At 70.8% G+C, this 26,948-nt stretch carries 22 protein-coding genes; 10 read left to right on the top strand and 12 right to left on the bottom strand.

Annotation, left to right across the window (positions count from 1 at the left end; genetic code table 11):
* Positions 1–27 precede the first annotated feature (27 nt).
* Together rpmA and rplU are read right to left on the bottom strand one after the other, a co-directional pair.
* A complete protein-coding gene (gene rpmA, locus DEJ28_RS05700; protein WP_111115447.1) occupies positions 28–279 on the bottom strand; it encodes a 50S ribosomal protein L27 in 252 nt (83 codons plus the stop codon).
* Positions 280–293: 14 nt separating this feature from the next.
* Positions 294–602: a 50S ribosomal protein L21 gene (gene rplU / locus DEJ28_RS05695; RefSeq protein ID WP_071293761.1), complete on the bottom strand. Its 309-nt coding sequence runs from the start codon at positions 600–602 to the stop codon at positions 294–296.
* Between the two features lie 179 nt (positions 603–781).
* On the opposite strand from rplU, the gene DEJ28_RS05690 reads away from it, so the two are divergent.
* Positions 782–1,054, top strand: a complete 273-nt coding sequence (locus DEJ28_RS05690) for a DUF4031 domain-containing protein (protein WP_111115446.1) — start codon at positions 782–784, stop codon at positions 1,052–1,054.
* A 170-nt stretch (positions 1,055–1,224) separates the two neighbouring features.
* Here DEJ28_RS05690 and DEJ28_RS05685 read toward each other — a convergent pair whose 3' ends face one another.
* On the bottom strand, positions 1,225–2,220 hold the full coding sequence (locus DEJ28_RS05685; RefSeq protein ID WP_111115445.1) for a hypothetical protein: 996 nt from the start codon (positions 2,218–2,220) through the stop codon (positions 1,225–1,227).
* A 2-nt stretch (positions 2,221–2,222) separates the two neighbouring features.
* The gene (locus DEJ28_RS05680) at positions 2,223–5,096 is read right to left on the bottom strand and encodes an Rne/Rng family ribonuclease (RefSeq protein WP_111115444.1); all 2,874 of its coding nucleotides are present in this window, start codon (positions 5,094–5,096) and stop codon (positions 2,223–2,225) included.
* A gap of 332 nt (positions 5,097–5,428) precedes the next feature.
* On the opposite strand from DEJ28_RS05680, the gene DEJ28_RS05675 reads away from it, so the two are divergent.
* Positions 5,429–6,031 carry a vitamin K epoxide reductase family protein gene (locus DEJ28_RS05675; RefSeq protein ID WP_258368039.1) on the top strand — a complete coding sequence of 201 codons (603 nt, stop codon included), beginning with the start codon at positions 5,429–5,431 and terminating at the stop codon, positions 6,029–6,031.
* 123 nt (positions 6,032–6,154) lie between these two features.
* Complete coding sequence (locus tag DEJ28_RS05670; RefSeq protein ID WP_111115442.1) at positions 6,155–7,006, top strand: DsbA family protein; 852 nt, start codon at positions 6,155–6,157, stop codon at positions 7,004–7,006.
* 138 nt (positions 7,007–7,144) lie between these two features.
* Here the strand turns inward: DEJ28_RS05670 and DEJ28_RS05665 are convergent, their stop codons facing one another.
* The 5 genes from DEJ28_RS05665 to ileS are packed head-to-tail and all read right to left on the bottom strand — an operon-like array spanning position 7,145 to position 13,619.
* Positions 7,145–7,993: a DsbA family protein gene (locus tag DEJ28_RS05665; protein WP_111115441.1), complete on the bottom strand. Its 849-nt coding sequence runs from the start codon at positions 7,991–7,993 to the stop codon at positions 7,145–7,147.
* Between the two features lie 16 nt (positions 7,994–8,009).
* The gene (gene ndk, locus DEJ28_RS05660) at positions 8,010–8,429 is read right to left on the bottom strand and encodes a nucleoside-diphosphate kinase (protein WP_111115440.1); all 420 of its coding nucleotides are present in this window, start codon (positions 8,427–8,429) and stop codon (positions 8,010–8,012) included.
* 35 nt (positions 8,430–8,464) lie between these two features.
* Positions 8,465–8,881 carry a DUF4233 domain-containing protein gene (locus DEJ28_RS05655; protein WP_146248841.1) on the bottom strand — a complete coding sequence of 139 codons (417 nt, stop codon included), beginning with the start codon at positions 8,879–8,881 and terminating at the stop codon, positions 8,465–8,467.
* Entirely contained in the window at positions 8,878–10,350 is a 1,473-nt protein-coding gene (locus DEJ28_RS05650; RefSeq protein WP_111115438.1) for a bifunctional folylpolyglutamate synthase/dihydrofolate synthase, read from the bottom strand. The genes DEJ28_RS05655 and DEJ28_RS05650 overlap by 4 nt, the downstream gene beginning before the upstream one ends.
* The gene (ileS, locus tag DEJ28_RS05645) at positions 10,347–13,619 is read right to left on the bottom strand and encodes an isoleucine--tRNA ligase (protein WP_111115437.1); all 3,273 of its coding nucleotides are present in this window, start codon (positions 13,617–13,619) and stop codon (positions 10,347–10,349) included. The genes DEJ28_RS05650 and ileS overlap by 4 nt, the downstream gene beginning before the upstream one ends.
* Before the next feature lie 234 nt (positions 13,620–13,853).
* On the opposite strand from ileS, the gene DEJ28_RS05640 reads away from it, so the two are divergent.
* Positions 13,854–14,885 (top strand): cation diffusion facilitator family transporter, encoded by a 1,032-nt coding sequence (locus DEJ28_RS05640; protein ID WP_111115436.1) that lies wholly within the window; start codon positions 13,854–13,856, stop codon positions 14,883–14,885.
* Positions 14,886–14,959: 74 nt separating this feature from the next.
* On the opposite strand, the gene DEJ28_RS05635 is transcribed toward DEJ28_RS05640, so the two are convergent.
* Entirely contained in the window at positions 14,960–15,559 is a 600-nt protein-coding gene (locus DEJ28_RS05635) for a TetR/AcrR family transcriptional regulator (protein WP_111115435.1), read from the bottom strand.
* A 32-nt stretch (positions 15,560–15,591) separates the two neighbouring features.
* Here DEJ28_RS05635 and DEJ28_RS05630 point away from each other — a divergent pair, with 32 nt between their 5' ends.
* From DEJ28_RS05630 to DEJ28_RS05615, 4 genes are read left to right on the top strand one after another with little or no spacing between them, the layout of a single operon-like run.
* Positions 15,592–17,244 (top strand): ABC transporter substrate-binding protein, encoded by a 1,653-nt coding sequence (locus DEJ28_RS05630; protein ID WP_111115434.1) that lies wholly within the window; start codon positions 15,592–15,594, stop codon positions 17,242–17,244.
* 5 nt (positions 17,245–17,249) lie between these two features.
* Entirely contained in the window at positions 17,250–18,299 is a 1,050-nt protein-coding gene (locus DEJ28_RS05625) for an ABC transporter permease (protein ID WP_349774946.1), read from the top strand.
* Entirely contained in the window at positions 18,296–19,177 is an 882-nt protein-coding gene (locus DEJ28_RS05620; protein ID WP_111115433.1) for an ABC transporter permease, read from the top strand. Before DEJ28_RS05625 ends, DEJ28_RS05620 begins: the two co-directional genes overlap by 4 nt.
* Positions 19,174–20,949 carry an ABC transporter ATP-binding protein gene (locus DEJ28_RS05615; RefSeq protein WP_111115432.1) on the top strand — a complete coding sequence of 592 codons (1,776 nt, stop codon included), beginning with the start codon at positions 19,174–19,176 and terminating at the stop codon, positions 20,947–20,949. The genes DEJ28_RS05620 and DEJ28_RS05615 overlap by 4 nt, the downstream gene beginning before the upstream one ends.
* A 136-nt stretch (positions 20,950–21,085) precedes the next feature.
* Here the strand turns inward: DEJ28_RS05615 and proP are convergent, their stop codons facing one another.
* Positions 21,086–22,648 carry a glycine betaine/L-proline transporter ProP gene (gene proP / locus DEJ28_RS05610; RefSeq protein WP_258368038.1) on the bottom strand — a complete coding sequence of 521 codons (1,563 nt, stop codon included), beginning with the start codon at positions 22,646–22,648 and terminating at the stop codon, positions 21,086–21,088.
* Positions 22,649–22,955: 307 nt separating this feature from the next.
* Here proP and valS point away from each other — a divergent pair, with 307 nt between their 5' ends.
* A complete protein-coding gene (gene valS, locus DEJ28_RS05605) occupies positions 22,956–25,547 on the top strand; it encodes a valine--tRNA ligase (protein ID WP_111115431.1) in 2,592 nt (863 codons plus the stop codon).
* A gap of 44 nt (positions 25,548–25,591) precedes the next feature.
* A complete protein-coding gene (locus tag DEJ28_RS05600; protein WP_111115430.1) occupies positions 25,592–25,843 on the top strand; it encodes a hypothetical protein in 252 nt (83 codons plus the stop codon).
* A 121-nt stretch (positions 25,844–25,964) separates the two neighbouring features.
* On the opposite strand, the gene DEJ28_RS05595 is transcribed toward DEJ28_RS05600, so the two are convergent.
* Positions 25,965–26,804: an alpha/beta fold hydrolase gene (locus tag DEJ28_RS05595; protein WP_111115429.1), complete on the bottom strand. Its 840-nt coding sequence runs from the start codon at positions 26,802–26,804 to the stop codon at positions 25,965–25,967.
* Positions 26,805–26,948: the final 144 nt, after the last annotated feature.

Here is a 26,948-nt window from a genome sequence, read left to right as displayed (position 1 = left end):
TGAGCGCAGATCAGATCGTCGAACTGCTTACGCGTTGACGATGTTGACGACCTTGCGGCCGCCCTTGGTGCCGAACTCGACCGAACCGGCCGAGAGGGCGAACAGCGTGTCGTCGCCACCGCGGCCGACGTTGGCGCCCGGGTGGAAGTGGGTACCGCGCTGGCGGAGGATGATCTCGCCGGCGTTGACGACCTGCCCACCGAAGCGCTTCACGCCGAGGCGCTGTGCGTTCGAGTCACGACCGTTGCGAGTGGAGCTCGCACCCTTCTTGTGTGCCATCTTCTACTCCCGCCTTACGCGATCGAGGTGATCTTGACACGGGTGAGCTCAGCGCGGAAACCCTGACGCTTCTTGTACCCGGTCTTGTTCTTGAACTTCTGGATGATGACCTTCGGACCGCGGAGGTCCTCGAGCACCTCGGCGGTGACGGTCACGTTGGCGAGCTCGGAAGCGGCCGACGTGATCTTGTCACCGTCCACGAGGAGCACCGGGGCGAGGTCGATGTTGCCCTTGTCGTCTGCCTTGGCGCGGTCGAGGGTGATGATCGTCCCGACCTCGACCTTTTCCTGACGGCCGCCGGCGCGCACTACTGCGTAAACCACGTGGAAATCCTTACGTAACTCTGCTTGAGGGAAGTCTCGGGTGCCCACTTCTGCACGAGCGGCTCCCGGAGCCCGGGCCCGATCGGCGACGCAGGCAGAATGGCCCGCTGACACCAGGGATCGAGAATACTCGATGCCCCTACGTTCGGTCAAACGGCGACACACGTAGAGTTGCTCGTGTGACCGTGTTGATCGATCCGCCGACCTGGCCTGCGCACGACACGGTGTGGTCACACCTCGTCAGTGACCGATCCTACGACGAACTGCACGCGTTCGCCGAACGGGCCGGGATCCCGCGCCGCGCGTTCGACCACGACCACTACGACGTGCCCCTCGCGCGGTACGACGAACTCGTCGCTGCCGGGGCCACGGCGGTCACCGGGCGCGAGTTGGTCCTGCGCCTCATCGCGAGCGGGCTGCGGGTCACGCAGCGGGACAAGCGCGGGTACTGACCCGGCACCACCTCGCACCGTGCGAGGTCCCGCGCCCGACGCACGAACGGTGCGAGGTTCCGTGCGTCGTGCGAGGGTCAGGACCTCGCACCGGACGTGGAACCTCGCACCGTGGAACCGCGGGCCTCGCACCGTGCGAGCTCGCGCGGCACCGTACGGGCCCTGTGGGCTCAGCGGGGCGCCGGACCGCCCCAGGGGTTCGCCGGGGGCTGCTGACCGCCGTACGGCGGCACAGGAGGCTGCTGCGGCTGCTGCACTCCGGACTGCACGGGCACCGAATGCGAAGGCACCGAGTGCTGGTGCTGCTGCTGGTGCTGCTGCACGGGAGCCGTCTGCACGGTCGCGGGCGGCACGGCGTCGGCAGGACGGACGGTGCCGGGCGTGCCAGGGGTCCCTGCCGCACGGCGCCCACCACGGGGTCGTCCGAGCCACAGCCACGCCGCGGTCGACGTCGCCAGCAGCATCACCGTGAAGGGCACGCCGTTCTGGAGCGGGGACGTGACGACGTCCATGACGAGTCGTGCTCCCCCGTACCGGACGGCTCCGATCGAGCCCGTGAACACGCCCACGAGCGCGAGCGCGATGGTCCCGGCGGCTCCGGCGAGCACCGCGCGGAGCAGCACCGTCGGCAGCGGGCTGCGTCGGGTGATCGGGGTGAGGAACGCCAGGGCGAGGAAGGCTCCGGCGTAGAACGGGAACGGCGCGGCGAAGACCCCGGTGACGAAGCCCCCGATCAGGCTGTTGCCCGCACCGTAGGACGAGAACGGGTGCACCACGAGCGACGTCCCGAGCAGCCCGATGAGCCCGGAGACGAACTCGACGAGCACGAGCGACACCACGGCGATGAGCGCCCCGGCAGTGTTCGTGACCGAGGCGCCCGGCGCGAACGCCCGACGCGGATCGGCCTCGGGACGCGGACGTCGCTGCTGCTGCACGGACGGAGGCCCGGCGTACGGCCCGGGCTGCGGCGGCCCGTACTGGGGCGCACCGTACTGCGGCGCGCCGTACTGCGGAGCCCCGTACTGCGGCGCCCCGTACTGCGGCGCCCCGTGCTGTCCACCGCCCTGCTGCTGCTGGCCCTGGGGGCCCGGTGCGGGCTGGGACCAGCCCGCACCGTAGAACCCACGGTCCTGCTGCGACCGCTCGGGGTCGCCCGGGTTCGACATCGTCAGTTCCCCAGGATCACGGGGCCGTCGTCGGTCGTGTCGCCGTCGGTGTTCGCCGGCGCACTGATGCTCGGCGACGAGACCCGGCGTGAGCGCGACCGGCCCTGCCCCGGCTGCTTCGGCTCCGGGAGCGCCTGCAGGACGGAGTCGAGCAGGGACTCGGCGTCACCGCTGACCTTCCGCGGCTCGCGCTTGGTGGCGGCGATCGGGATGTCGAGGATCGCGACCGAGGTCTCGTTCGGGGTCACCGGGGCACTCGAGCTGACCCGGCGACGAGCCGGGGCCTTGGCGGCCTTCTCCGCCACCGGAGCAGCCGGCTCGGCCACCGGAGCAGCCGCAGGAGCAGCCGGCTCGGCGACCGGCGTAGCTGCGGGAGCGACCGGCGCGGCGGACTCGGTCGACTGCTCGGTCGACTGCTCGTTCGACGACGCAGAGTCCGGCGCACCGGCTCCGCGGCCACCACGACGGCGACGACGCTTCGGGCCGGAGGACTGCTCCCCCTGCTCGACCGACTCCGGCGACGACACCGGGGACACCGGCGACGAAGGCGACTCCGGCGACTCCGGCGACGACGGACTGTCGACGGACGCTGTCGGAGCGGACGCGTGGGTGTCGTGCTCCTCGTGCGGGATCGTCGACGCGGCGATGCGCGAGAGCGCGTTCTTCACGTCGTCGGTGATCTGGTGCGCCTGCGACGACTTCGACTCCTGGCCGCCGCCGTTGCCGCCGTTGCCGTTCGACGAGCTGCCGTTCGACCCGCTGCCGTTCGAGCCGCCGTTCGGCGTACTGCCGTTGCCACGACCCTTGCGACGACTCTTCGACGGACCCGGGTCGGCGTTGTTGTCGTTGACCTTCGCGTTGACCTCGTCGAGGGACTCGCGGAGCCCCACGCCGATCTTCTTGCGGGTCATCTGCACGAGGCCGAGCGAGGTGATCTCGGCGACCTGGTGCTTCGTCCGGTCACGGCTGAGGCACTCGACGAGACGACGCAGCACGAGGTCGCGGTTCGACTCGAGGACCATGTCGATGAAGTCGACGACGATGATGCCGCCGATGTCGCGCAGGCGGAGCTGGCGGACGATCTCCTCGGCGGCCTCGAGGTTGTTCTTCGTGACCGTCTCCTCGAGGTTGCCGCCGGACCCGACGAACTTCCCCGTGTTGACGTCGATGACCGTCATGGCCTCGGTGCGGTCGATCACGAGCGAACCGCCGGAGGGCAGCCACACCTTGCGGTCGAGGGCCTTCTCGATCTGCTCGTTGAGGCGGTACTCCTCGAAGGAGTCCGGCCCGTCGTAGAGCTCGACGCGGTCCTTGAGGTCGGGCGCGACCGCGGTCAGGTACTCGTCGATGGTGGCCCGTGCGGACTCGCCGTCGATGATGAGCTTCGTGAAGTCCTCGTTGAAGACGTCGCGGACGATCTTGACGAGCAGGTCCGGCTCGGAGTGCAGCATGACCGGCGCCTGGCCGTTCGCGACCTTCTTCTGGATGGCCTCCCACTGGCTGGTGAGGCGCTGGACGTCGCGGGTCAGCTGCTCCTCGGTCGCACCCTCCGCAGCGGTGCGGACGATTACGCCGGCGTGCTCCGGGAGGACCTCCTTGAGGATCTTCTTGAGGCGCGCGCGCTCGGTGTCCGGGAGCTTCCGGGAGATGCCGTTCATCGAGCCGTTCGGCACGTACACGAGGTATCGGCCGGGCAGCGAGACCTGGCTGGTGAGGCGGGCGCCCTTGTGGCCGACCGGGTCCTTCGTGACCTGCACGAGCACCTTGTCGCCGGGCTTCAGGGCGGCTTCGATGCGGCGCCCGTGGTTGCCGGTGTCGACGGAGTTCCAGTCGACCTCGCCCGCGTAGAGCACGGCGTTGCGACCGCGTCCGATGTCGACGAACGCCGCCTCCATCGAGGGCAGGACGTTCTGGACCTTGCCGAGGTACACGTTGCCGATGAGCGACACGTTCTGCGACTTGGTCACGTAGTGCTCGGCGAGGACGTTGTCCTCGAGCACGCCGATCTCGATCAACGAGGAGCTCGACCGGACGATCATCTGCCGGTCGACGCTCTCGCGGCGGGCGAGGAACTCGTCCTCGGTCACGACCTGGCGACGACGCCCGGCGTCACGACCGTCACGACGGCGCTGCTTCTTCGCCTCGAGCCGGGTCGAGCCCTTCACCTTCTGGGGCTCGGTGATGTACTCGACCTCGCGGCGGCGGGGTTCCTGGTGGTCGCGCGGCTCACGCGGCTCGCGCTGTTCACGCGCTTCGCGCGGCTCACGCAGGTCGCGCTCGGCGCTGGTCCCACGACGGCGGGAACGGCGGCGGCTGCCGCCCTGCTCGTCGTCGTCCTCGTCCACGCGGGACGCGCGGTACGACTGCTCCGGCACCTCCGGCAGGACCGGCGCGTGGAAGATCAGGCTGAGGGTGCTCGTCGCCTTCGGGACGAACGGCTCGGCCGCTTTGGGCGTCTCCGGCCCGGCGGGCGTGTCGGAGGCCTCGGAATCGGCAACGGCCCTGGAGGCGCGGTGCGTCTCCGCCCCGTCGCTCGCGCCGTCGACCGTGGTCACGTCCACCACCGGCAGGTCGCCGGTGACCGTGCTCACGTCGTGCGGCTCGGCGCTCGGGCTCGCGACCGCGTCGACCTCGACCGAGACCGATGCCGCGACAGGCGCGGACGGAGGCGCAGGCTCGGACACAGCGGCAGCCGACCCGTGGGCGGCGACCGCCTCGTCCGTCAGCGCGACCGTGTCGTCCGCGGGGGGCGTCTGCGTGACGTCCCCACGGGCCTCCTGGCCGGTCGACCGGGCGCGACGGCCGCCGAACAGGCGACCGCGACGCTTCGGCGCGACTTCTTCGTTGTTCGTGTTGTCGTTGTTCTGCTCCACCATGGACCTGGTGCACTCCTTGACCCCGCTCGCGCCCGTGTCGGACGGCGGGAATTCTGTAGTTGTAACGGGTGGCGACCACGCCCCCGCGTTCGCTGTCTTGTGACCGGTGCGGCAACTTGTGGTGTCCGCAGCCGTTCCGTCTCGGGCACCCGGCCCGTCCGGCTCGGCGTCGGAGTGACGCGAGTCCCGGTCACGGTGTGCTCTCACCACACCTGATCGTCCGGGCGGCGCCCGGAAAGCTTTCGTCGTCGCGCGGATCGGCCGCACGACATGCAGCGATTATCGCATGCCGCACGGGGAAAGGACCGGAACACGCATGCGATGATGACGCGGTGAGCACGCCAGCCCCTGCCGTCCGACGTCCGATCGCCATGGCGGTCTTCCTGCTGATCACCGGTCTGGTGGGCCTGTACGGGTCGTTCTCGCTCGTCCTGGACGAGTTCGCGAAGTACGCGGACCCCAAGAAGGTTCTGTCCTGCGACGTCAACCCGTTCATCAGCTGCTCGGACGTGATGGCGAGCTGGCAGGGGCACCTGTTCGGCTTCCCGAACCCACTGCTCGGCGTGATGGGCTTCGTCGCGCCGATCGCGGTCGCGGTGATGCTGCTCGCGGGCTTCCGGAACGGATCGCGCTGGTTCTGGATCGCGTTCAACGCGGGCGTGTTCCTGGCGTGGGTGTTCGTGACGTGGCTGTTCACCCAGACGGTGTGGTTCATCGGCGCGCTCTGCCCGTGGTGCATGCTCGTCTGGTCGATGACGATCCCGCTGTTCTGGGTGTTCACGATCTGGAACGCCGCGCAGGGCCGGTTCGGCGCCCGCACGCAACGGGTCGGCCGGGCGCTGCTCCCCTTCTGCTGGGCGTTCCCGCTGGCGAACTACCTGGTCATCGTCGTGACGATCCTCATCAAGTTCCCGACGATCCTGTCCTCCTTCTGACCCGTCTCCGGACGTCGTCCTGAACCCCCGCTGGACGTTTTCGATGACGCGTCATCGAATTCCTGGTTCCTTCCCAGCCAGGACGACCGATCGGCGCCTGGGCAGCACCTACGCTCGAACTCGATGAGCGAGAACGACGGCAAGAAGGCACGGCGGGATGCGGCACGCGAACGCGCCCGCGAAGCACGCGCGAAGGAGCAGGCGCGTCGGCGCCGCAACAAGACGCTGGGCATCAGCGGGATCATCGTCGGCGGGCTCGCGGTCATCGCGATCGTCGTCGTGGTGATCGCGAACTCGGTGCAACCGGCCGGCCCCGGGCCGAAGAACATGGCGAGCGACGGGCTCCTGCTGCACGGGGTGAACGGCCAGATCGTCCCCGTGTCGACGTCGGCCACCCCCGACGGCGGGAAGCCGACCCCGACGAAGCAGGACGACTCCGTCGCGAACATCACGGTGTACTCGGACTACATGTGCCCGTACTGCAACCAGTTCGAGACGAGCCAGATGTCCCAGATCCAGCAGTGGGTCCAGGCCGGCTCGGCGACGCTCGAGCTGCACCCGTTCAACCTGCTCGACCGGGTGTCGCTCGGGTCGAAGTACTCCACCCGTTCCGCCGCCGCGGCCGCCTGCGTGGCGAACTACGACCCGGACGCGTTCCTGGCGTACAACACGGCGCTCTACGAGAACCAGCCGTCCGAGAGCACGCGGGGGCTGACGAACGACAAGCTCGCGTCCCTGGCGAAGACGGCCGGGGCGACGAACGCGAAGGTGACGTCCTGCATCACCGACCAGCACTTCGCCGGGTGGGTCGGTGACGCGACGAACCGCGTGCTGAACGAGAAGATCCCGAACTCGTCGCTCGACAAGGTGACCGGTACCCCCGTGGTCATCGTGAACGGGTCCCAGTACAACGGCTCCCTGACCGACACCGACGCGTTCGCCGCGTTCGTCGAGCAGCACGGCGGCGCCGCGTAGGCGCTCCCCCGGCCCGCCGGTGGCGCCGATCGCCCCCGCACAACCACAGTCGCCCCGAACCACGCATCAGCGTGGTTCGGGGCGACTGTGGTTGTGCGAGCCTGCGGCAGGTGGTCGCGGGCCGGCAGAGGGTGCGGACTACTTCGCGGCGGCGTCGATCTCGGTGATGACGTCGCTCAGCGTCTCGACCTTCTTGCCGTTCACCAGGACGGTCGGCGTGCCGAAGCCCTGGGTGCCCTGCAGTGCCGGGTCGGCGACGACGGCCTTGGTCGACTTCGTCACCCAGCCCTTGAACTGCTCGCTCGACAGGCACTCGGAGACGTTCGAACCGGTCGCGCCGCCCGCCTTCACGAGCTTCGCGATCTCGGCGTTCGTCAGACCCGCGGTGCCCTCTTCCGGCTGGTTGTCGAAGAACTGCGTCTGGACGTCGAGGAACTTGTCCGGGGCGTAGTTCGCGACGCACATGGCGGCGTTCGCGGCACGGCTGGCGTAGCGCGTGTTCTGGTAGCTGCGGTCGAGGATCGACACCGGCTGGATTGCCAGGGTCGCGTCGCCGGACTGCACCTTGGCGAGGATCTGGTCGGCGTAGGCGGCCTCGAACTGCTTGCAGACCGGGCAGGCCCAGTCGACGTACTCGGTCACCGCGACGGTGCCGTCGGCGTTCGCGGTCGGCACGGCCGAGGGGGTCCCGTTCGCCGTCACGGCCTTCGTGGTCACCGGAGCGACCTTGCCGTCCTGAGCGGTGAACTGGATCGCACCGGTCGCCATGTTCTTCGGGCCGGTGGCCGACACCGTGTTCGCGTTGTTCACGTTCACGATGACGATCGCGACGATGGCCGCGATCGCGATGATGCCGATGCCGATGCCGCCCTGGAGGAACCAGCGGTTGCGGCGCTTGCGGCGCTTCTCGGCGTCGGCACGCTGCCGCGCGACGTCACGCGCGTGCTGACGGCGCTCGTTCTTGGTGGGACGGTCGTTGTTCGTCATGGTCGAGCCCCGCGTCTCAGGCGAACCAGAGCGCGAGCTCGCGCGCCGACGACTCGGGGCTGTCCGAGCCGTGCACCAGGTTCTGCTGCACCTTGAGGCCCCAGTCGCGGCCGAGGTCACCACGGATGGTGCCCGGCGCGGCAGAGGTCGGGTCGGTCGTGCCGGCGAGCGACCGGAAGCCGGCGATGACGGCGTTGCCGGCGACGCGCACGGCGACGACCGGGCCGGACTGCATGAACTCGACGAGCGGCTCGAAGAACGGCTTGCCCTGGTGCTCCTCGTAGTGGGCGTCGAGCAGGTCACGCGGAGCCGTCAGCATCTTCAGGTCGACGATCTCGTAGCCCTTGGCCTCGATCCGGCGGAGGATCTCACCGGTGAGCTGGCGGGCGACGCCGTCGGGCTTGACGAGGACGAGGGTCTCTTCGAGGTCGGACACGCAGTACTCCCTGTGTTCGGGGTCGAATGTGGTGGTCAGTCCTCGCCCATGGCCGCTCGGCGCGCGGCGTTCTGAGGGTCGAGTTGACCGCCCTTGACGAAGCAGAAGACCCACAGCGCCAGGAACACCACGGCGACCGCGAACATGAACGGTTCGATGAACCCGGTGGCGAGGATGGCCGCCTGCAGCAGCCACCCGAACCATACACCGGCGGGCTTGCCGGTCAGACGTGAGGCCAGCGCCAGCACGACCATCGCACCGATGCCGCCGCCGAACGCCACGGCCGGTGGGAGGGTCCCCTTGCCGAACACGACGAGCGTCGGGAAGAAGAACATGATCGCCTCGAGCACGAGGGCGATCGACAGCAGGCTCTCCTGCGCCCCGCGTTCGCGTCGCGGCCTGCGCGTGCGGGGCGCGCGGCCCGGCCTGGAGGCCCGTGGTGCGTCCGTCACTTCGTCCCGCCTTCGGAGTGGACCAGGTCCATGACCTTCCCCACCATCACGATGGAGCCCGCGACGAGCACCATGGCGTCGTCGGCGTCCGCCTCGTCCGCCAGGTCGCGTGCTTCCTGCAGCGCGGCGGCGAGCGAGGGCTCGACGACGACCCGGTCCTCGCCGACCTCGTCGACGACGATCCGGGCGAACTCGTCCGCGTCGAGCGCACGGTCACCGGGGGGCTGGGTCACGACGAACGTCGCGATCGTGCCCTTCAGCGCACGGACGAACCCGCGGGCGTCCTTGTCGCCGAGGATCCCGACGACGCCGACGACGTGGCCGGACGGGAACGCCACCGGCAGGGCCTCGGCGAGGGCGCGGGCACCGTGCGGGTTGTGCGCCGCGTCGACCACGAGGGTCGGGCCCTGGGCGATCGGCTGGAGCCGCCCGGGGCTGGTCGCGCCGGCGAGCCCCTCGGAGAGGACGTCCTCGTCGAGGGGCTGCGAGCCCCGGCCGAGGAACGACTCGACCGCGGCGATCGCGACGGCGGCGTTGTGCGCCTGGTGCTGCCCGAACAGCGGGAGGAACAGGTCGTCGTAGCGTCCGGCGATCCCCTGCACGGTGATGAGCTGCCCGCCGACCGCCGGTGTGACGTCGACGACGGAGAACCCGGCGCCCTCGACCGCGAGGGTCGACTCGGTGAGCTCCGCCGCACGTTCGAGCTCGGCGAGCGCCTCGGCCGACTGCGCGCTCGACACGACGGACGAGGACGGCTTGATGATCCCCGACTTCGTGCGGGCGATCTCGGCCACGGTGTTCCCGAGCTGCTTGGCGTGGTCGATCGCGATCGGTGTGAACACCTGCACCTGGCTCTGCACGACGTTCGTGGAGTCCCACTCGCCGCCCATGCCGACCTCGATCACGGCGACATCGACCGGCGCCTCGGCGAAGCACGCCAGGGCGAGGACCGTCAGCGCCTCGAAGAAGGTCAGCGGGAGCTCGCCCTTGTCGGTGAGCTCCTTGTCGGTCAGCTCGAGGACGGGGGCGATGTCGTCCCAGTTCTCCACGAAGCGGTCCGCGGCGATCGGTGCGCCGTCCACGACGATGCGCTCCCGGATGGACACCAGGTGCGGGCTCGTCATGAGTCCGGTGCGGAGGCCGTGCGCGCGGATGATGCTCTCGGCCATCCGGGCGGTCGAGGTCTTGCCGTTGGTGCCCGTGATGTGGATCACCGGGTACGACAGGTGCGGGTCGCCGAGGAGCTCGACGGCGCGGCGGGTCGCCGAGAGCCGGTGCTCGGGCGACTGCTCGCCGATGCGGGTGTAGAGCGCCGTCTCGACGCGCTTGACCTCGTCGTCGTCCCCGCCGTAGGGCAGGGCCTCGGTCGGGTCCGTGTCACCCGCGGGGCCGACCGGGATCCGGACACCGTCCGGCTGGTCGCCGTCGAGTTCGTGGTCGTCGTACTGGTCATCACTGATGTCGCTCATGCGCGTGCCACCTCCACGGACACCTTGGCACCGTCGCCGACGTCGGTGCCCTCGCTCTGCGCGAACTCGGCCGTCCCGACGTCGATGCTCGTCGACAGGGTCTCCCCCGCGATGAGCTGTTCGTGCGCGCGGACGGCGTCCACGGCGTCGGCCGTGACACGGAGCCGGAGGGCGATCCGGTCGCCGACGTCGAGGCCGGCGTCACGGCGGGCCTGCTGGACGGCGCGGACGACGTCGCGGGCCAGACCCTCGGCCTCGAGCTCGGGCGTGGTCACGGTGTCGAGCACCGCGAACCCGCCGCCGTCGAGGAACGCCACCGCGACGGTCGGGTCGGCGACGGAGAGGTCGAGCGTGTACTCGCCCTCGACGAGGTCGACGCCACCGACGGTCACGCCGGACTCGGTCGCCGTCCAGTCGCCCCGCTTGGCGGCGGGGATGACCTGCTGCACCTGCTTGCCGATGCGGGGGCCGGCGGCCCGCGCGTTCACGGTGAGCTTCCGCTCGATGCCGTACTGCGTCAGGGACTCCTCGGCCTGCGCCTCGAGGACCACCCGCTTGACGTTGAGCTCGTCACGGAGGATGTCCGCGAAGGGCGTCAGCGCGGCCGGGTCGGGCACGACGAGGGTCAGCGTCGCGAGGGGCAGGCGGACGCGCTTGCCGGTCGCCTTGCGGAGCGCGAGGCCCTTCGAGGCGACGTCGCGGACGCGGTCCATGGCGTCGACGAGCGCGTCGTCCGCCGGGAACTCGCCGGCGTCCGGGAAGTCCTCGAGGTGCACGCTCCGGCCACCGGTGAGGCCCTTCCAGATCTCCTCGGCGACGAGGGGTGCGAGCGGGGCCGCCACACGGGTGAGGGTCTCGAGCACCGTGTACAGCGTGTCGAACGCAGCCGTCGCTTCGGGCGAGGACCCGGCACCCGCCCAGAACTTGTCGCGCGACCGGCGCACGTACCAGTTCGTGAGCACGTCGGCGAAGTCGCGCACGGCCTGCGCCGCGAGCGGCGTGTCGAGCGCGTCGAGGTGCGTCGTGACGTCGGCCACGAGCACCCGGGTCTTCGCGAGCAGGTACCGGTCGAGCACGTCGGTCGAGTCGGTCCGGCGCTGGGCCCGGTAGCCCTCGGAGGACCCGGCGCCGTCCGGCCCGGAGGCGTTCGCGTAGAGGGTGAAGAAGTAGTACGTCGACCAGAGCGGCAGGAGGAACTCGCGGACGCCCTGCCGGATGCCCTCCTCGGTGACGACGAGGTTGCCGCCACGGATCACCGACGACGACATGAGGAACCAGCGCATCGCGTCGGCGCCGTCACGGTCGAAGACCTCGGACACGTCCGGGTAGTTCCGGAGCGACTTCGACATCTTCTGGCCGTCGGAGCCGAGCACGATGCCGTGGCTGATGACGTTCTGGAACGCCGGCCGGTCGAACAGCGCGGTCGAGAGCGCGTGCATGACGTAGAACCAGCCGCGGGTCTGCCCGATGTACTCGACGATGAAGTCGGCCGGGCTGTGCGACTCGAACCACTCACGGTTCTCGAACGGGTAGTGCACCTGGGCGTACGGCATCGACCCGGAGTCGAACCACACGTCGAACACGTCCGAGATGCGGCGCATCGTGGACGCCCCGGTCGGGTCGTCGGGGTTCGGCCGGGTGAGCTCGTCGATGAACGGGCGGTGCAGGTCCACCTCGCCCTCGGCGTTGACCGGCAGGCGGCCGAAGTCGCGCTCGATCTCCTCGAGCGACCCGTACACGTCGATCCGCGGGTGCGCCGGGTCGTCGGACTGCCACACCGGGATCGGCGTGCCGAAGTACCGGTTGCGGGACACCGACCAGTCGATGGCGCCCGCGACCCACTTGCCGAACTGGCCGTCCTTGACGTTGTCCGGCACCCAGTTGATGTCCTGGTTGAGCTCGCCCATGCGGTCGCGGAGCTCGGTGACGCGGACGAACCACGACGAGACGGCCTTGTAGATGAGGGGCTTCCGGCAGCGCCAGCAGTGCGGGTAGCTGTGCTCGTACGACGCCTGGCGGAGGAGCCGGCCGGCGTCGCGGACGGCCTTCGTCAGCGGCTTGTTCGCGTCCGACCAGAGGAGCCCGGCGACCTCGCCGAACTGCGGCGTGAACACGCCGCCCGCGTCGAGGGAGAGCACCACCGGGATGCCGGCTGCCGCGCAGACCTCTTGGTCGTCGGCGCCGTAGGCGGGGGCCTGGTGCACGATACCCGTGCCCTCGCCGGTCTCGACGTAGTCGGCGACGAGGACCTTCCAGCCGTTCTCCATGCCCTCGGTGTCGGCGAGGTGGTCGAACAGGCGCTCGTACTCGACGCCGTCGAGCTCCGCACCCGTCAGGGTGCGGACGACCGCGGCAGCGGCGTCGTCGGCGCTCTCGTAGCCGAGCTCCTTCGTGTAGGCCGCCACGGTGTCCGAAGCCAGGAGGTAGGAGACGGAACCCGCCTCGGCACCGTCAGCCGCGCCTCCAGGCCCTGCCGGCAGCACCACGTACGTGACCGCCGGCCCGACCGCCAACGCGGCGTTCGTGGGCAGGGTCCACGGGGTCGTCGTCCAGGCGAGGGCCCGCACACCGGCGAGCCCGAGGGACTCGGCGCGCGCGCCCTGCAGCGGGAACGACACCGTGACGGACTGGTCCTGACGCGTCTGGTAGACGTCGTCGTCCATGCGCAGCTCGTGGTTCGACAGCGGCGTCTGGTCGTTCCAGCAGTACGGCAGGACCCGGAAGCCCTCGTACGCGAGGCCCTTGTCCCAGAGCTGCTTCCACGCCCAGAGGACGCTCTCCATGTAGGTGACGTCGAGGGTCTTGTAGTCGTCCTCGAAGTCGACCCAGCGCGCCTGGCGGGTGACGTACTGCTGCCACTCGTCGGTGTACTGCAGCACGGAGCGCTTCGCCGCCGCGTTGAAGACGTCGACGCCCATCTCGTCGATCTCGTGCTTCTCGGTGATGCCGAGCTGGCGCATCGCCTCGAGCTCGGCGGGCAGCCCGTGGGTGTCCCAGCCGAAGCGACGGTGCACCTGCTTGCCGCGCATCGTCTGGTAGCGCGGGAAGACGTCCTTCGCGTACCCGGTCAGCAGGTGCCCGTAGTGCGGCAGGCCGTTCGCGAACGGCGGGCCGTCGTAGAAGGTCCACTCCGGGCAGCCCTCGCGCTGGTCGATCGACGCCTGGAAGGTGCGGTCGCCCTTCCAGAAGGCGAGGATCCCCTGTTCGACGTCGGGGAAGGACGGCGAGGGGACGACGCCGTCGGCGTTCGAGTTCAAGGGGTAGCGCACCGGGGCTCCTGTGGGTTCGGTTGATCTCCACGAGGACGGAGCGCTGCTCCGCGGTACCACCTCGCTTGCCGTGCGCGGTGTTGCCGCACGACCGCTCGTCGTCGGGGTGGTGACGGTCCCGAACCCGCCCGGTTCTACTGACGGGCAGGCCCGCGTTCTTCCGGAAGCTCCCCGGTGATGGCCGGATCGATGCTCTTGGTGTGCGAGTTTAGCGGACGGGAGCATGCTGGAGCGATGCCCGCCACTCAGGAGCCGGACCGCCCCGAGTCCTCGCTCACCGTCGTCATCGCGTTCGCCGCGAACCTGCTCGTCGCCATCGCCAAGACCGTCGCCTCGATGCTCACCGGATCGGCGTCGATGGTCGCCGAGGCCGCACACTCCTGGGCCGACACCGGCAACGAGGTCTTCCTGCTCGTGGCCGAACGCCGGGGCGCCCGGAAGCGCGACACGGCGCACCCGCTGGGCTACGGGCGGGAGACGTACATCTGGTCGATGTTCGCCGCGTTCGGCCTCTTCACCGCCGGGGCGATCGTGTCGATCTACCACGGCATCTCGGAGCTCGGCGACACCGGGCCCGCCGAGGACGTCCTCCTCAACTACATCGTGCTCGCGCTCTCGTTCTGCCTCGAGGGCACGAGCTTCCTGCAGGCGTACCGGCAGGCGCACGGTGCCGCGACGAAGCGCCGGGTCCCGGTGCTCCGGCACGTGCTGCAGTCGTCGAACCCGACGCTCCGCGCGGTCTTCGCCGAGGACGCCGCCGCGCTCGTCGGCCTGGTCGTCGCGTTCCTCGGGGTGTTCCTGCACCAGGTCACCGGGCTCGCGGTGTTCGACGCCATCGGCTCGATCGCGATCGGCGTCCTGCTCGGCGTCGTCGCCGTCGTGCTCATCGACCGCAACCGCCGCTTCCTGCTCGGCGAGAGCACGTCGCCGGAGCTCGAGAACGCGGTGCTCGTCGAACTGCTCGGCCGGACGCAGGTGGAACGCGTGACGTACCTGCACCTCGAGTTCGTCGGACCGTCGCGGGTCTACCTCGTCGCGGCGGTCGACCTCGTCGGCAACGAGAACGAGGAGCACGTCGCCGTCCGGCTCCGCGAGGTCGAGCGGTCGCTCGAGGAGAGCCAGTACGTCGAGGAGGCCGTCCTCACGCTGAGCCTGCCGGGCGACGAGTCGCTCGTGCCGAACGACGGCGACGTCCCCGAGGTGGTGCGGGACGGCACGGTGGAGGACGTGGCGTCCGGCGGCGCGGGGACGCTGCGGACGGAGTAGCGGAGCGCGGGGCGTCGCGGGCGCCCGTGCGGGCACCCGGCGGGCGCGGGGCGCGAGGGCGCGGCCCGCTCGTCTCAGCGTGCGTCGAGCCCCGCGGCGACCGGGGTCAACGCCGCACCGACGTACTCGACGAGCGAGCGCCGTCCGACGCCGTCCGCGACCCAGACGCCGAAGGCCGCCGCAGCCGCGCCGAGCATCGCCCCGGACACGGTCTGCGGCCAGAGCGCGGACGGGTGGTCGCCGGTGCGCCCGGCCACGAACGCGGCGACCGCCGCGTGCTGCGCCGTGACCCGGGCCGCCACGCTGGCGACGAGTTCCGGTCCGATGTCCATCACCTCGGCCTGCGCGATCGCCCACGGCACCCGGTCCGCGGCGTGCGCACGTGCGGTGGCGAGCAGGGCCTCCTCCACCGCGCGCACCGCGGACTCCTCGGTGGACGCCGCGAGGTGCTCGGGCAGGGACGCGACCGCGGCGTCGAGCTCGAGCCAGAGCACGTCGGACTTCGCGGTGAAGTAGTTGAAGAACGTCGCCCGGCTCACCCCGGCGCGCACGGCGATCTGGTCGACGGTCGTGCGGCCGTAGCCCTGCTCGAGGAACAGCTCGGCGGCGGCGTCCGCGAGGACCTCGGCACTCGAGCGACGGGGTCGCCCCCCGCGGCGCATCGGTTCGTCCATGCGCCCCAGTAAACCGCTAGACTCGTCCAGCCATGATCTTGGACTCAGTACAGAAACGCCGTTCCCGCGTCGCCGTCGGCATCGCGGGCGCCGCCACCGTCCTCCTCGCGCTCACCGCCTGCACCGGCGGCGGAGCGGCCACGTCGAGCAGCACCCCCGTCAGCGGCGGCACACTCGTCTACGCCTCCGGTGACGCCGAACCGACCTGCCTCGACCCGCACGTCGGCGGCAACTACCCGCAGGCGCTGCTCTCGAGCCAGTACATCCAGGAACTCACCGCGCTCGACGACGGCAAGCCGGTCCCCGCGCTCGCCGAGTCCTGGAAGACGAGCGACGACGGGAAGACCCTGACCTTCACGCTCCGCGACGACGTGACGTTCACCGACGGCACCCCGTTCGACGCCGCTGCGGTCGTGGCCAACATCGAGCACGTGCAGGACCCGGCGACGGCGTCGAGCACGGGCTACCTCGCGCTGCAGTCCATCGAGCAGGCGACCGCGACGGACGAGCACACCGTCACGCTGACCCTCAGCCGCCCGGACAGCGCGCTCCTCGAGTCCTTCTCGCAGCCGTGGGTCGGCATGGAGTCCCCGAAGGCGCTGCAGCGCTCGCAGGCGGCGAACTGCGAGTCCCCCGTCGGCACCGGCCCGTTCACGGTCACCGGGTGGAAGCACGGCGACCGGGTCACGCTGACGAAGAACACCGACTACACGCCGCTCGGCCGCGACGCCGGCGGCACCACGAAGCCGCGGCTCGCCGGCATCACGTGGCGGTTCCTGCCCGACTCGACCTCGCGGTACGCCGCGCTGCAGTCCGGTCAGGTCGACGTCATCGACAACGCGCAGCCGGACCAGCTGAAAGCCGCCTCGTCGAAGGGGTCCATCCGTGACCTCGACGCGCCGCGGCCGGGTGCGTCGAACCGCCTCGAGCTGAACTCCGGCCACGGCGTGTTCCGCGACGAAGCGGTGCGCAAGGCGTTCATCGCCGGTGCCGAGGTCGACCCCGGCATCCAGAGCCTGTTCCTCGGCACGGCGAAGCGCTCCTACTCGGTGCTGTCCAGCGTCGAGCCCTACGGGTACTCCGACAAGAGCCTGTTCGGGTACTCCCCGAAGCGGGCGGAGCAGCTGCTCGACGACGCCGGCTGGAAGGTCGGCAGCGACGGCGTCCGCGAGAAGGACGGCCAGCAGCTGACCGTGACCTTCCCCGTCTCGACGAACCAGTCGGTGCCCGCCGAGCGCAGCCTGTTCCAGCAGATCCAGGCATCCGAGAAGGCCGTCGGCTTCAAGGTCGTCCTCGAGGAGCTCGACCTGTCCAGCTGGTACGCGGCCCTCGCGGCGAACCACTACGACGTCGTCAGCGCCCCGTACACGAAGGTCGGCGCGGACGTCCTCCGCATCCTCTACGACAGCGCGAGCATCACGCCGGCACCGTCCGGGTACTTCGCGAACCTCGCGCAGCTCGACGACCCGTCGGTCGACAAGGCGCTCGAACAGGCCGCGCAGACCTCCGACACGTCGGAGCGCGGCGACCTCTACGAGCAGGCGCAGAAGACGATCCTCGCCAGCGGCACCGTGCTCCCCCTCTACGACCAGCAGAACCACTTCCTGATCCGGTCGGCCGTCCACGGGGTCCAGACCACCGCGGTGTCCACACCGTGGTTCGGCACGGCCTGGATCGACCGCTGACGCAGGTGACGGACAGGAGGCCCGGCACGCGTCCGGTGGACCGCCTGCGGACGACGGGCGGCTCGGCTGCAGGGCGGTGGTCGCGCTGGGCGGTCCGGCGTGCGCTCGGCGGCATCGGCGTGCTGTGGGCCGTCGCGACGATCGTGTTCGTCGCGATCCGGCTCATCCCCGGCGACCCGGCGCTCGCGATCCTCGGCGGGCCCGGTTCCCAGGCCTCGGCCGAAGCGGTGGCGCAGGTGCGGCAGGAGTACGGCCTGGACCGGCCGGTGCTCGTGCAGTACGCGGTGTTCCTCGGACGGCTGGCGACCGGGCACCTCGGTGACTCGTACGCCTTCCGGACCCCGGTCGCGACGCTCCTCGGGCAGCAGCTCCCCGTCACGCTGACCCTCGCCGTCCTCGGGCTCGTCGTCGCCTGGGTGCTCGCCGTCGTCGCCGCCTGGTGGTCGACGCAGCGCGGCCGGTTCGCCGCCGCCCTGACGAGCGCGATCTCCGTCACCGCCAGCGTCACCCCGCACTTCTGGCTCGGCAGCGTCCTCATCGTGGTGTTCGCCAGCGCGCTCGGGTGGGTGCCCGCGGTGAGCGACGGGACGGTGCGCGGCTGGGTCCTGCCGGTCGTCACGGTCGCGGTCCCCGTCGCCGGCTACCTGGCCGAGACGGTCCGCGACGGCGTCGTCGACGCTCAGCGGTCGGCGTTCGCCCTCGCCGCCCGGAGCCGTGGTGAGACCCGCGCCGGACTCTTCGGACGCCACCTGCTCCGGCACGCCGCACTGCCCGGGATCGCCCTGTCCGCCTGGGCGTTCGGCTCGCTCGTGTCCGGTGCCGTCGTCGTCGAGTCCGTGTTCGCGCTGCCGGGCATCGGGCGCGCCCTCGTCACCGCGGTGACGCAGCGGGACATGCCCCTCGTCGCCGGCATCGCGCTCGTGTCGGCGGCGGCCTACGTGGTCGTGCTGGCGGTCGCCGACCTCGTCGAGCGGGCGGTGGACCCGCGCTCCGTCGGACGCACCGGAGCGCGTCGCGCCCCGCGCGTCACCCGGTCCGAGGCGGGCGCACGGTGAGCGGCATCGCCGAGCCGAGCCTCCAGGCCGGTGCCCAGCAGGGCCCGTCCACCGGACGGTCCGAGCGGTTCCGTGGGGGGACGCTCGGCCCGGCCGGCACAGCGGCGGCCGTCGTGGTGGCGGTGGCCGTCGTGGCGGCGGTCTGGCCGGGGCTGCTCGGCGGCGGGGACCCGCTCGCGGTGCACCCGGCGCGGGCGTTGCAGGCGCCGTCGTGGTCGAGTCCGTTCGGCACCGACGAGTCCGGGCGCGACGTCCTCGCCCGGGTCGTCGCCGGTACCAGGGCGTCCCTCGTCGTCGGGGTCGTCGCGACCCTCGTCGGCGGCGGGACCGGCATCGTGCTCGGGGTCGTCGCCGGACTCGGCGGACGAGTCGTCGACGCCGTCGTGGGCCGCATCACCGAGGTCGCCTTCGCGCTCCCGCTGCTGCTCGTCGCGCTCGTCGTCATCGCCGTGACCGGACCCGGCCCGGTGCCGGCGATGCTCGCCGTCGGGTTCGCCACCGCACCCGGCTACGCCCGGATCGTGCGCGGGCTGGTGCTCCGCGCGAGGACCTCGCAGGTCGTCGAGACCGCCGTGGTGATGGGCCGCTCCCCCGCGACCATCGTGCTCCGCCACGTGCTGCCCGCCGCGCTCTGGCCCGTCGTCGCCGTCGGGACGCTCGGCGTCGGGCAGGCGATCGTCTGGGCGTCCGCCCTCAGCTACCTCGGCGTCGGCACGCCACCACCCGCGCCCGAGTGGGGCGCGATGCTCGCCGACGGTCGCACCTACCTGCAGACGGCGCCCTGGATGAGCACCTTCCCCGGCCTCGCGATCGTCGTGCTCGCGACCGCGGTGACCGTGCTCGGCCGCGCGATCAGACGAACCGGAGTCCGCCGATGACCGCCCTCGACATCCAGGGGCTCTCCGTCGCCATCGGCGGCACCGCCATCGTGCACGACGTCTCCCTCCGCGTCGAAGCCGGCGAGTGCGTCGCCCTCGTCGGCGCATCCGGCTCCGGCAAGACCGTCACCGCCCGCGCGGCGCTCGGCCTCTCCGCACCCGGTTCCACGGTGCGGGTCGACCGGCTCGGCGTCGCCGGCCTCGACGTGCGCGCGTTCTCCGACCGCCGGTGGCGACGGATCCGCGGCGCACGGGTCGGCTACGTCGGCCAGGAGGCACTCGGCGCACTGGACCCGCTGCGTCCCGTCGGGCGCGAGGTCGCCGACGCGCTGCGCCTCCACACGCAGCTGAGCGCGGCCGCCCGTGTCGACGCCGTGCGTTCGTCGCTGCAGGCTGTGGGGCTCGACCCCGACCTCGCCACCGACGGACGGCTCGCCGGGACCCTGTCGGGCGGGATGCGGCAGCGCGCGCTCATCGCGGCCGCGACGGTGGCGTCGCCGGAACTGGTCGTGGCGGACGAACCCACCACGGCGCTCGACGCCGGGGTCGCCGTCACCGTGATGGAGCAGCTCCGTGCCGCACAGTCGCGGGGGGCCGGGCTGCTCGTGATCACGCACGACCTCGGGCTCGTCGCGGGGTGGGCGGACCGCGTCGTGGTCATGCACGAGGGGCGGGTCGTCGAGGAGGGACCGGTGGCTGCGGTGTTCGCGGCGCCGCAGCACGAGGCCACGCAGGCGTTGGTGCGGGCGGCGGGCGGCGCGGGTTCGGGTTCGGGTTCGGGTGCGGGTCCGGGTGCGGGTGCGGGTTCGGGTTCGGGTTCGGCGGCCTCGCACGGTGCGAGGTCCGACGCGGCCGCGCCCTCGCACGGTGCGAGGTCCGGCGCGCTCGGCGACGTCCCGTGCGAGGTTCCCGACTCGGTGCGAGGCGGCGATGGTCGCACGGAAGTCGGAACCTCGCACCGTTCGACCGACGCCTCGCACGGTGCGAGGGTCGCGCTCGCCGCCGAGGGGCTCGCACGCGCGTTCGACGGCGTGCCGGCCGTGGCGGACGTGTCGTTCGGGCTCGCCCGGGGCCGCGTCCTCGGGGTGATCGGGGCGTCCGGCTCGGGCAAGACCACGGTCGCGAGGATGCTCCTCGGCCTCGAGACCCCGGACGCCGGCACGGTCACGCTCGACGGCGACGCGTGGGTGCCGCTCGACGAACGCGAGCGCCGACCACGACGACACCGGATGGCCGCGGTCGTGCAGGACCCGGGAGCGACCTTCGACGAACGGTGGAGCGTCGAGCGGGTCCTCGCGGACGCGTTCACGGGCGGCGGCGAACGGTCCGCGGGCGGCGAGCTCGGCGAGCGGGTGGACGCCGCCCTCGCGCAGGTCGGGCTCGATCCGGTCCTCCGGCGACGATCGCCCCTGACGCTGTCCGGCGGGCAGCGACAACGGCTCGCGATCGCTCGGGCGCTGGCCACCTCGCCCGAGGTGATCGTGCTCGATGAACCGGTCACGGCACTCGACGCCACCGTGCAGGACGCCGTGCTCACCCTGCTCGAGCGGTTGCGCGACGAGACGGGTGTGGCGATGGTGTTCGTGTCGCACGACCTCCGGGCCGTGCGACGGATGGCCGACGACGTGCTCGTCGTGCACGAGGGCCGTGTCGTCGAGCAGGGACCGGCCGGGTCGGTGTTCGACCGGCCGACCCACGCCGTGACCGCGCGGCTGCTGCACGCTGCCGAGCGGCTCGCCGCGGGCCCGCAGCCCGAGGCCGGCGCCGCCTGACGCGCGCCCGCGCCCGCACCTCCCGCCCGCACGGCTCCGTCATCTCGCGCTCAGCGACAGTTCACGCGGTGACAACGGCGTGAACTGTCGCTGAGCGCGAAGAATCGAAGAATCGAAAGCGCGAGGAGCCGGCGGGCTACGCGCCGGCGGGGTCCTTCGGGCCGTCGCCCGAGATGACCGGGATCTCGCTCGTCGAGAAGTCCCGGGCCCAGTCGGACTGCGCGAGGTCCGACGTCGGGTCGTTGTAGTCCTCGATGACCCCGGCGATCTCGTCCTCGGAGCCGACGGTGGGGCCCGAACCCATGAGCGGCGACGACGCGGTCTCCTTCGTGAAGTACACGGCGACGAGCCCGATCACGGCGGCCAGCATGAGGTAGAACGCCGGGATGTCCTCGGCCCAGCCGAACCCGCGGTCCTTCGCGGCGTTGATGAGCGCGGCGGTCGCGAGCGGCGTGGTCCCGCCGAAGAGCGACACCGACACGTTGAACGCGATCGCGAGCGCGCCGTAGCGGATGATCGTCGGGAACAGCGCTGGCAGGGTCGAGGGCATCGTCGACGTGAAGGTCACGAGGACCACGCCGAGGATGAGCAGCCCGGCGAACACCCCGACGCCGGTGCCGGTCTGGACGAGCTTGAGCGCCGGCCAGGACAGCAGGATGAAGCCGATGCAGCCCGCGGCGAGGACCGGACGACGCCCGAACTTGTCGGACAGTCGGCCCCCGAACGTGATGACGACCATCATGAGCAGCATCACGACGACGATGAGGATGAGGCCGAACGTCGCGTTCTGGCCGAGGTTCTGCTCGAGGTAGGTCGGCATGTACGACAGGAGCATGTAGTCGGTCACGTTGAACACGAGGACCAGGCCGATGCAGATGACGAGCGAGCGCCAGTTCTCCGCGAAGAGCTTGAGGAACGGCGTCTTCTGCGACTCGCGCTCGGCCGCCTGCTCCTGCTGCTTCTGGAACGCCGGGGTCTCCTCGAGCTTGAGGCGCAGGTAGAGGCCGATGAGGCCGAGCGGCCCGGCGATGATGAACGGGATGCGCCAGCCCCAGCTGAGGAGGGCGTCCTCGGAGAGGCCGAACTGCAGCCCGGTGACGATCGAGGCGCCGAGCACGTAGCCGGCGAGCGTGCCGAACTCGAGCCACGAGCCCATGAAGCCGCGCCGCTTGTCCGGCGAGTACTCGGCGATGAAGGTCGCGGCCCCGCCGTACTCACCACCGGTCGAGAAGCCCTGCACGAAGCGGGCGACGAGGAGCAGGATCGGTGCCCAGAACCCGATCGTGTCGTACGACGGGATGAGGCCGATCATGAGCGTGCCGGCGGCCATCAGGATCATCGTCAGCGCGAGGACCTTCTGCCGGCCGATCCGGTCGCCGATCGGGCCGAAGACGGCCCCGCCGATCGGGCGGACGATGAACGCCGCCGCGAAGAAGCCGAACGTCGCGACGACGTTCGCCGCGGGGTCGCCCTGCGGCAGGAACACCTGCGAGATCGTCACGGTCAGGTAGGCGAAGATGCCGAAGTCGAACCACTCCATGGCGTTGCCGAGCGCCGCCGCGGCGACGGCCCGCTTGAGCAGCGACTCCTCGACGACGGTGACGTCGTCCTCCGTGAGATCGCGACGAGCGCGCTTCGCGGCGCCCTTCGTGCGCAACGGCCGGTCGCCGTGCGGGTGGGGTGCGTTGTTCGGTGCCAAGTCGTTCCTCCGGTGTGCGGTGCGTCCTTCGGGCGTCCGGCGGACGGCGACGTTGCAGCTCCTGCGAACCCTGCGCTCGCCGGACAAACTCCGACAGACTACCAGGGCACGCGCGTGTCCGACAGGCCGGTGTGCTAGGGCCGCCGGCACAGCCCACCAGGGCCGTGCCGGCCCACCAGGGCCACGCCTCCCGCCCACCAGGGCCGCGCCTCCGGCCGCTACGATTGGTACACCGCGCAGCGTGCGCGGACATTCAGGCACCTCATCACGGACTCGGTGCCGCACACAGCGATCGAAAGGCGCAGCCATGACGAAGCCCATGCCCGAGAAGCCCACGGTGGACGGGCTCGAAGACGTCTGGGGCCCCGTCTGGGAGCAGGACGGCACCTACCGCTTCGACCGCGACGCCGCGACGAAGGACGCCGTCTACTCGATCGACACGCCGCCGCCGACCGCCTCCGGTTCGCTGCACATCGGGCACGTGTTCTCGTACACGCACACCGACCTCAAGGCCCGCTACGAGCGCATGCGCGGCAAGCACGTCTTCTACCCGATGGGCTGGGACGACAACGGTCTCCCCACCGAGCGCCGCGTGCAGAACTACTACGGCGTCCGCTGCGACCCGCAGCTCCCGTACGACGGCACGTTCGTCCCGCCGTTCGAGGGCGGCGACAACAAGTCGTCGAAGGCCGCCGACCAGATCCCGATCTCGCGCCGCAACTTCATCGAGCTGTGCGAGCGCCTGACCGTGCAGGACGAGCAGCAGTTCGAGCAGCTCTTCCGTACGCTCGGGCTGTCGGTGGACTGGACGCAGTCGTACCGGACGATCGACGACACCTCGCGAGCGAGCGCCCAGCGTGCGTTCCTCCGCAACCTCGAGCGCGGCGAGGCCTACCAGGCCGATGCCCCGACGCTCTGGGACGTGACGTTCCGCACCGCGGTCGCGCAGGCCGAGCTCGAGGACAAGGAGATGCCCGGCGCGTACCACGGCATCGCCTTCCACAAGACCGACGGCACGGGCGACATCGTCATCCAGACCACCCGTCCCGAGCTCCTCCCCGCCTGTGTCGCCCTCGTCGCGCACCCGGACGACGAGCGTTTCCAGGACCTCTTCGGCACCACGGTCCGCTCCCCCTTGTTCGACGTCGAGGTCCCCGTGCTCGCGCACCACCTCGCGCAGAAGGACAAGGGCGCCGGCATCGCCATGGTCTGCACGTTCGGTGACACCACCGACGTGGTGTGGTGGCGCGAGCTGCAGCTGCCGAACCGCGCGATCATCGGCTTCGACGGCCGTGTCCGCTCCGACGAGCCGGCGTGGATCGAGTCCGAGGGTGGCAAGGCGCTGTACGCCGAGATGGCCGGCAAGACCGTGTTCTCGGCGAAGAAGGTCCTCGTGGACGCCCTCACCGAGTCCGGCGACCTGGTGGGCGACGTGAAGACGATCAACCACCCGGTCAAGTTCTTCGAGAAGGGCGACAAGCCGCTCGAGATCGTCTCCACCCGCCAGTGGTACATCGTCAACGGCGCCCGCGACGAGGACCTCAAGGCGACGCTCCGCCGCCGCGGCGAGGAGATCGCCTTCCACCCCGACTTCATGCGCGTCCGCTACGACAACTGGGTCGGTGGCCTGTCCGGCGACTGGCTCATCTCGCGCCAGCGCTTCTTCGGCGTGCCGCTGCCGGTCTGGTACCCGCTCGACGCCGACGGCAACCCGGTGTTCGACCAGCCGATCGTCCCGACCGAGGCACAGCTGCCCGTCGACCCGGCCTCCGAACCGGCCCCCGGCTACACGGAGGACCAGCGCGGCGTCGCCGGTGGCTTCCAGGGCGAGCTCGACGTCATGGACACCTGGGCGACCTCGTCCCTCACCCCGCAGCTCGCGGGCAAGTGGGAGACCGACCCGGAGCTCTACGACCTGGTCTACCCGTACGACGTCCGCCCGCAGGCGCAGGACATCATCCGCACGTGGCTGTTCACGACGGTGCTCCGGAGCCAGCTCGAGGCCGACGTCGTGCCGTGGAAGCACGCGTCGATCTCCGGCTTCATCGTGGACCCCGACCGCAAGAAGATGTCGAAGTCGAAGGGCAACGTCGTCACGCCGCTGTCGATCCTCGAGCAGCACGGCGCCGACGCGGTCCGCTACTGGGCGGCCTCGTCGAAGCTCGGCACGGACGCGGCCTTCGACCCGCAGAACCCGAAGCAGATCAAGGTCGGCCGTCGTCTGGCGATCAAGGTCCTCAACGCGGCGAAGTTCGTCTACGGCTTCCCGCTGCCCGAGGGCGCGACGAGCGTCACCGAACCGCTCGACATCGACGTGCTCGCCGAGCTCGGCACCGTCATCGAGCAGGCCACCGCGGCGTTCGAGGCGTTCGACCACGCCCGCGCGCTCGAGGTCACCGAGCGCTTCTTCTGGACGTTCTGCGACGACTACCTCGAGTTGGTCAAGGAGCGCGCGTACGGCACGGCGACCGAGTCGATGCACGAGACGCAGGCGAGCGCGGTCCTCGCGCTCCGCGCCGCGATCGACGCGCTCCTGCGTCTGCTCGCGCCGTTCCTGCCGTTCGCGACGGAGGAAGTGTGGGCCTGGACCCACGACACCAGCGTGCACCGCGCCTCCTGGCCGACCGTGTCGGAACTGCCCACCCAGGCCGAGCCGACGGGGCTGCTCGCCGCCGTGGGCCAGGCGCTCATCGGGATCCGTGGTGCGAAGACGGCCGCGAAGGCGTCGCAGAAGACGTCGGTGACGCGGGCCGTCGTCGCGGCTCCGGCGGAGACGCGCGCGCTCATCGAGCGCGCTGCGGTCGACCTGGCGGCCGTCGGCCGCATCGAGAACCTGTCGTTCACGGACGGTGCGGAGCTCGCGGTGACCGAGATCGAGCTGGCCGAGCAGCAGGCCTAGGTCGCGTTCGCGACGGGCCCGGACACGACGGACTGGAGGCACGGATGCAGTTGGGCACACGCTGGAACGTGGGTGGGGAGCCGCCTGCGCGACTGCCCGAAGCGATGGTCGTCGCCGTGCGCGGTGTCGAGGACGAGCTCGCCTCGGAGTCCGTCGACACGACGGGCTGGGGCTGGACCCTGACGTTCCTCGAGGGGAAGCCGATCGTGGCGCTGGACGACGGCACCTCGATCCACCTCGACGACGCCGGGCACGCGCAGGTCACGAACCCGGACGACGCCGCCGAAGAGGACTGAGCGGGCACGCCCCGGTCGTCCGCACTCGCTGAGCAGAAATGGTCGGGTCCCCGTGGGGAACCCGACCATTTCTGCTCACGATGCGTGCCGCAAGCGAGCCCGCGCGTGGACCGTCCGGGGATCAGGACCGGGCGAGCCAGGCGAGCAGGACCTCGTTGACCTCGGCGGTGTGCGTCGTCAGGAGGCCGTGCGGGGCACCCTCGATCTCGACGTACTCCGCGGCGGGCAGTGCCTTGGTGAACCGGCGGCCGGTCGCGTCGATCGGGAGGATGTTGTCCGCCGTGCCGTGCACGATCAGCGCGGGGACGGTGACCTTCGGGATGTCGGCGCGGAAGTCGGTCGGCCAGGTCAGTGGTGCCGCGGCACTCGCGATCGCACCGGAGCCGGCAGCGATGTTCCAGGCGTTGCGGACCTGCTCCTCCGAGATGCGCGTCCCGAGGTTCTCCGACAGGTTGAAGAAGTCCTGGTAGAAGTTCGTGAAGTACGCGTAGCGGTCCTTCTCGACGTCCGCGGAGACACCCTCGAAGAACGACATCGGCGCAGCCCCGTCGGGGTTGTCGTCGGTGATCGCGAGGAAGGGCTCGAGCGAGGCGAGGAACGCGACCCTGGCGATCCGGTCCTCACCGTGGCGGCCGATGTAGCGGGCGATCTCGCCGGTGCCCATCGAGAAGCCGACGAGGATCACGTCGCGCAGGTCCAGGGTCTCGAGCACGGTGTGCAGGTCGTCGGCGAAGGTGTCGTAGTCGTAGCCGGTCGAGGGCTGCGAGGACTGGCCGAACCCGCGACGGTCGTACGTGACGACGCGGTAGCCGGCCTCGAGGAGTGACGGGATCTGGCCTTCCCACGAGTTGCCGTCGAGGGGGAAGCCGTGGATCAGCACGATCGGCTGACCGGTCCCCTTGTCCTCGTAGTGCAGCTGGATGTCGACGCTGTTCTCGGTCCCGACGGTGATTGCACCCATGATCGTTCCTCTTCCCTGGATCCGGCCCGCAGGCCGATCGATCCGGCGGAGAACGGTCGTTCTCTGCCGATGTCGACTACACTAGAGAACGATCGTTCCCGGCGCAAGTCGGGATTCGTGAACACGCAACGAACGGGGAACGCA

Origin of the sequence: Curtobacterium sp. MCPF17_002 (assembly GCF_003234115.2) — a bacterium.
Lineage (GTDB): Bacteria > Actinomycetota > Actinomycetes > Actinomycetales > Microbacteriaceae > Curtobacterium.
The sequence above is the reverse complement of the archived record's forward strand: the minus strand, read 5'-3'. Positions and strand labels throughout refer to the sequence as shown.

Coding starts and splice junctions, on each gene's coding strand:
- rpmA (WP_111115447.1), bottom strand. CDS start 279: ATGGCACACAAGAAGGGTGCGAGCTCCACTCGCAACGGTCGTGACTCG.
- DEJ28_RS05685 (WP_111115445.1), bottom strand. CDS start 2,220: ATGTCGAACCCGGGCGACCCCGAGCGGTCGCAGCAGGACCGTGGGTTC.
- DEJ28_RS05680 (WP_111115444.1), bottom strand. CDS start 5,096: ATGGTGGAGCAGAACAACGACAACACGAACAACGAAGAAGTCGCGCCG.
- DEJ28_RS05670 (WP_111115442.1), top strand. CDS start 6,155: ATGAGCGAGAACGACGGCAAGAAGGCACGGCGGGATGCGGCACGCGAA.
- DEJ28_RS05665 (WP_111115441.1), bottom strand. CDS start 7,993: ATGACGAACAACGACCGTCCCACCAAGAACGAGCGCCGTCAGCACGCG.
- DEJ28_RS05650 (WP_111115438.1), bottom strand. CDS start 10,350: ATGAGCGACATCAGTGATGACCAGTACGACGACCACGAACTCGACGGC.
- DEJ28_RS05640 (WP_111115436.1), top strand. CDS start 13,854: ATGCCCGCCACTCAGGAGCCGGACCGCCCCGAGTCCTCGCTCACCGTC.
- DEJ28_RS05635 (WP_111115435.1), bottom strand. CDS start 15,559: ATGGACGAACCGATGCGCCGCGGGGGGCGACCCCGTCGCTCGAGTGCC.
- DEJ28_RS05630 (WP_111115434.1), top strand. CDS start 15,592: ATGATCTTGGACTCAGTACAGAAACGCCGTTCCCGCGTCGCCGTCGGC.
- DEJ28_RS05615 (WP_111115432.1), top strand. CDS start 19,174: ATGACCGCCCTCGACATCCAGGGGCTCTCCGTCGCCATCGGCGGCACC.
- valS (WP_111115431.1), top strand. CDS start 22,956: ATGACGAAGCCCATGCCCGAGAAGCCCACGGTGGACGGGCTCGAAGAC.
- DEJ28_RS05600 (WP_111115430.1), top strand. CDS start 25,592: ATGCAGTTGGGCACACGCTGGAACGTGGGTGGGGAGCCGCCTGCGCGA.
- DEJ28_RS05595 (WP_111115429.1), bottom strand. CDS start 26,804: ATGGGTGCAATCACCGTCGGGACCGAGAACAGCGTCGACATCCAGCTG.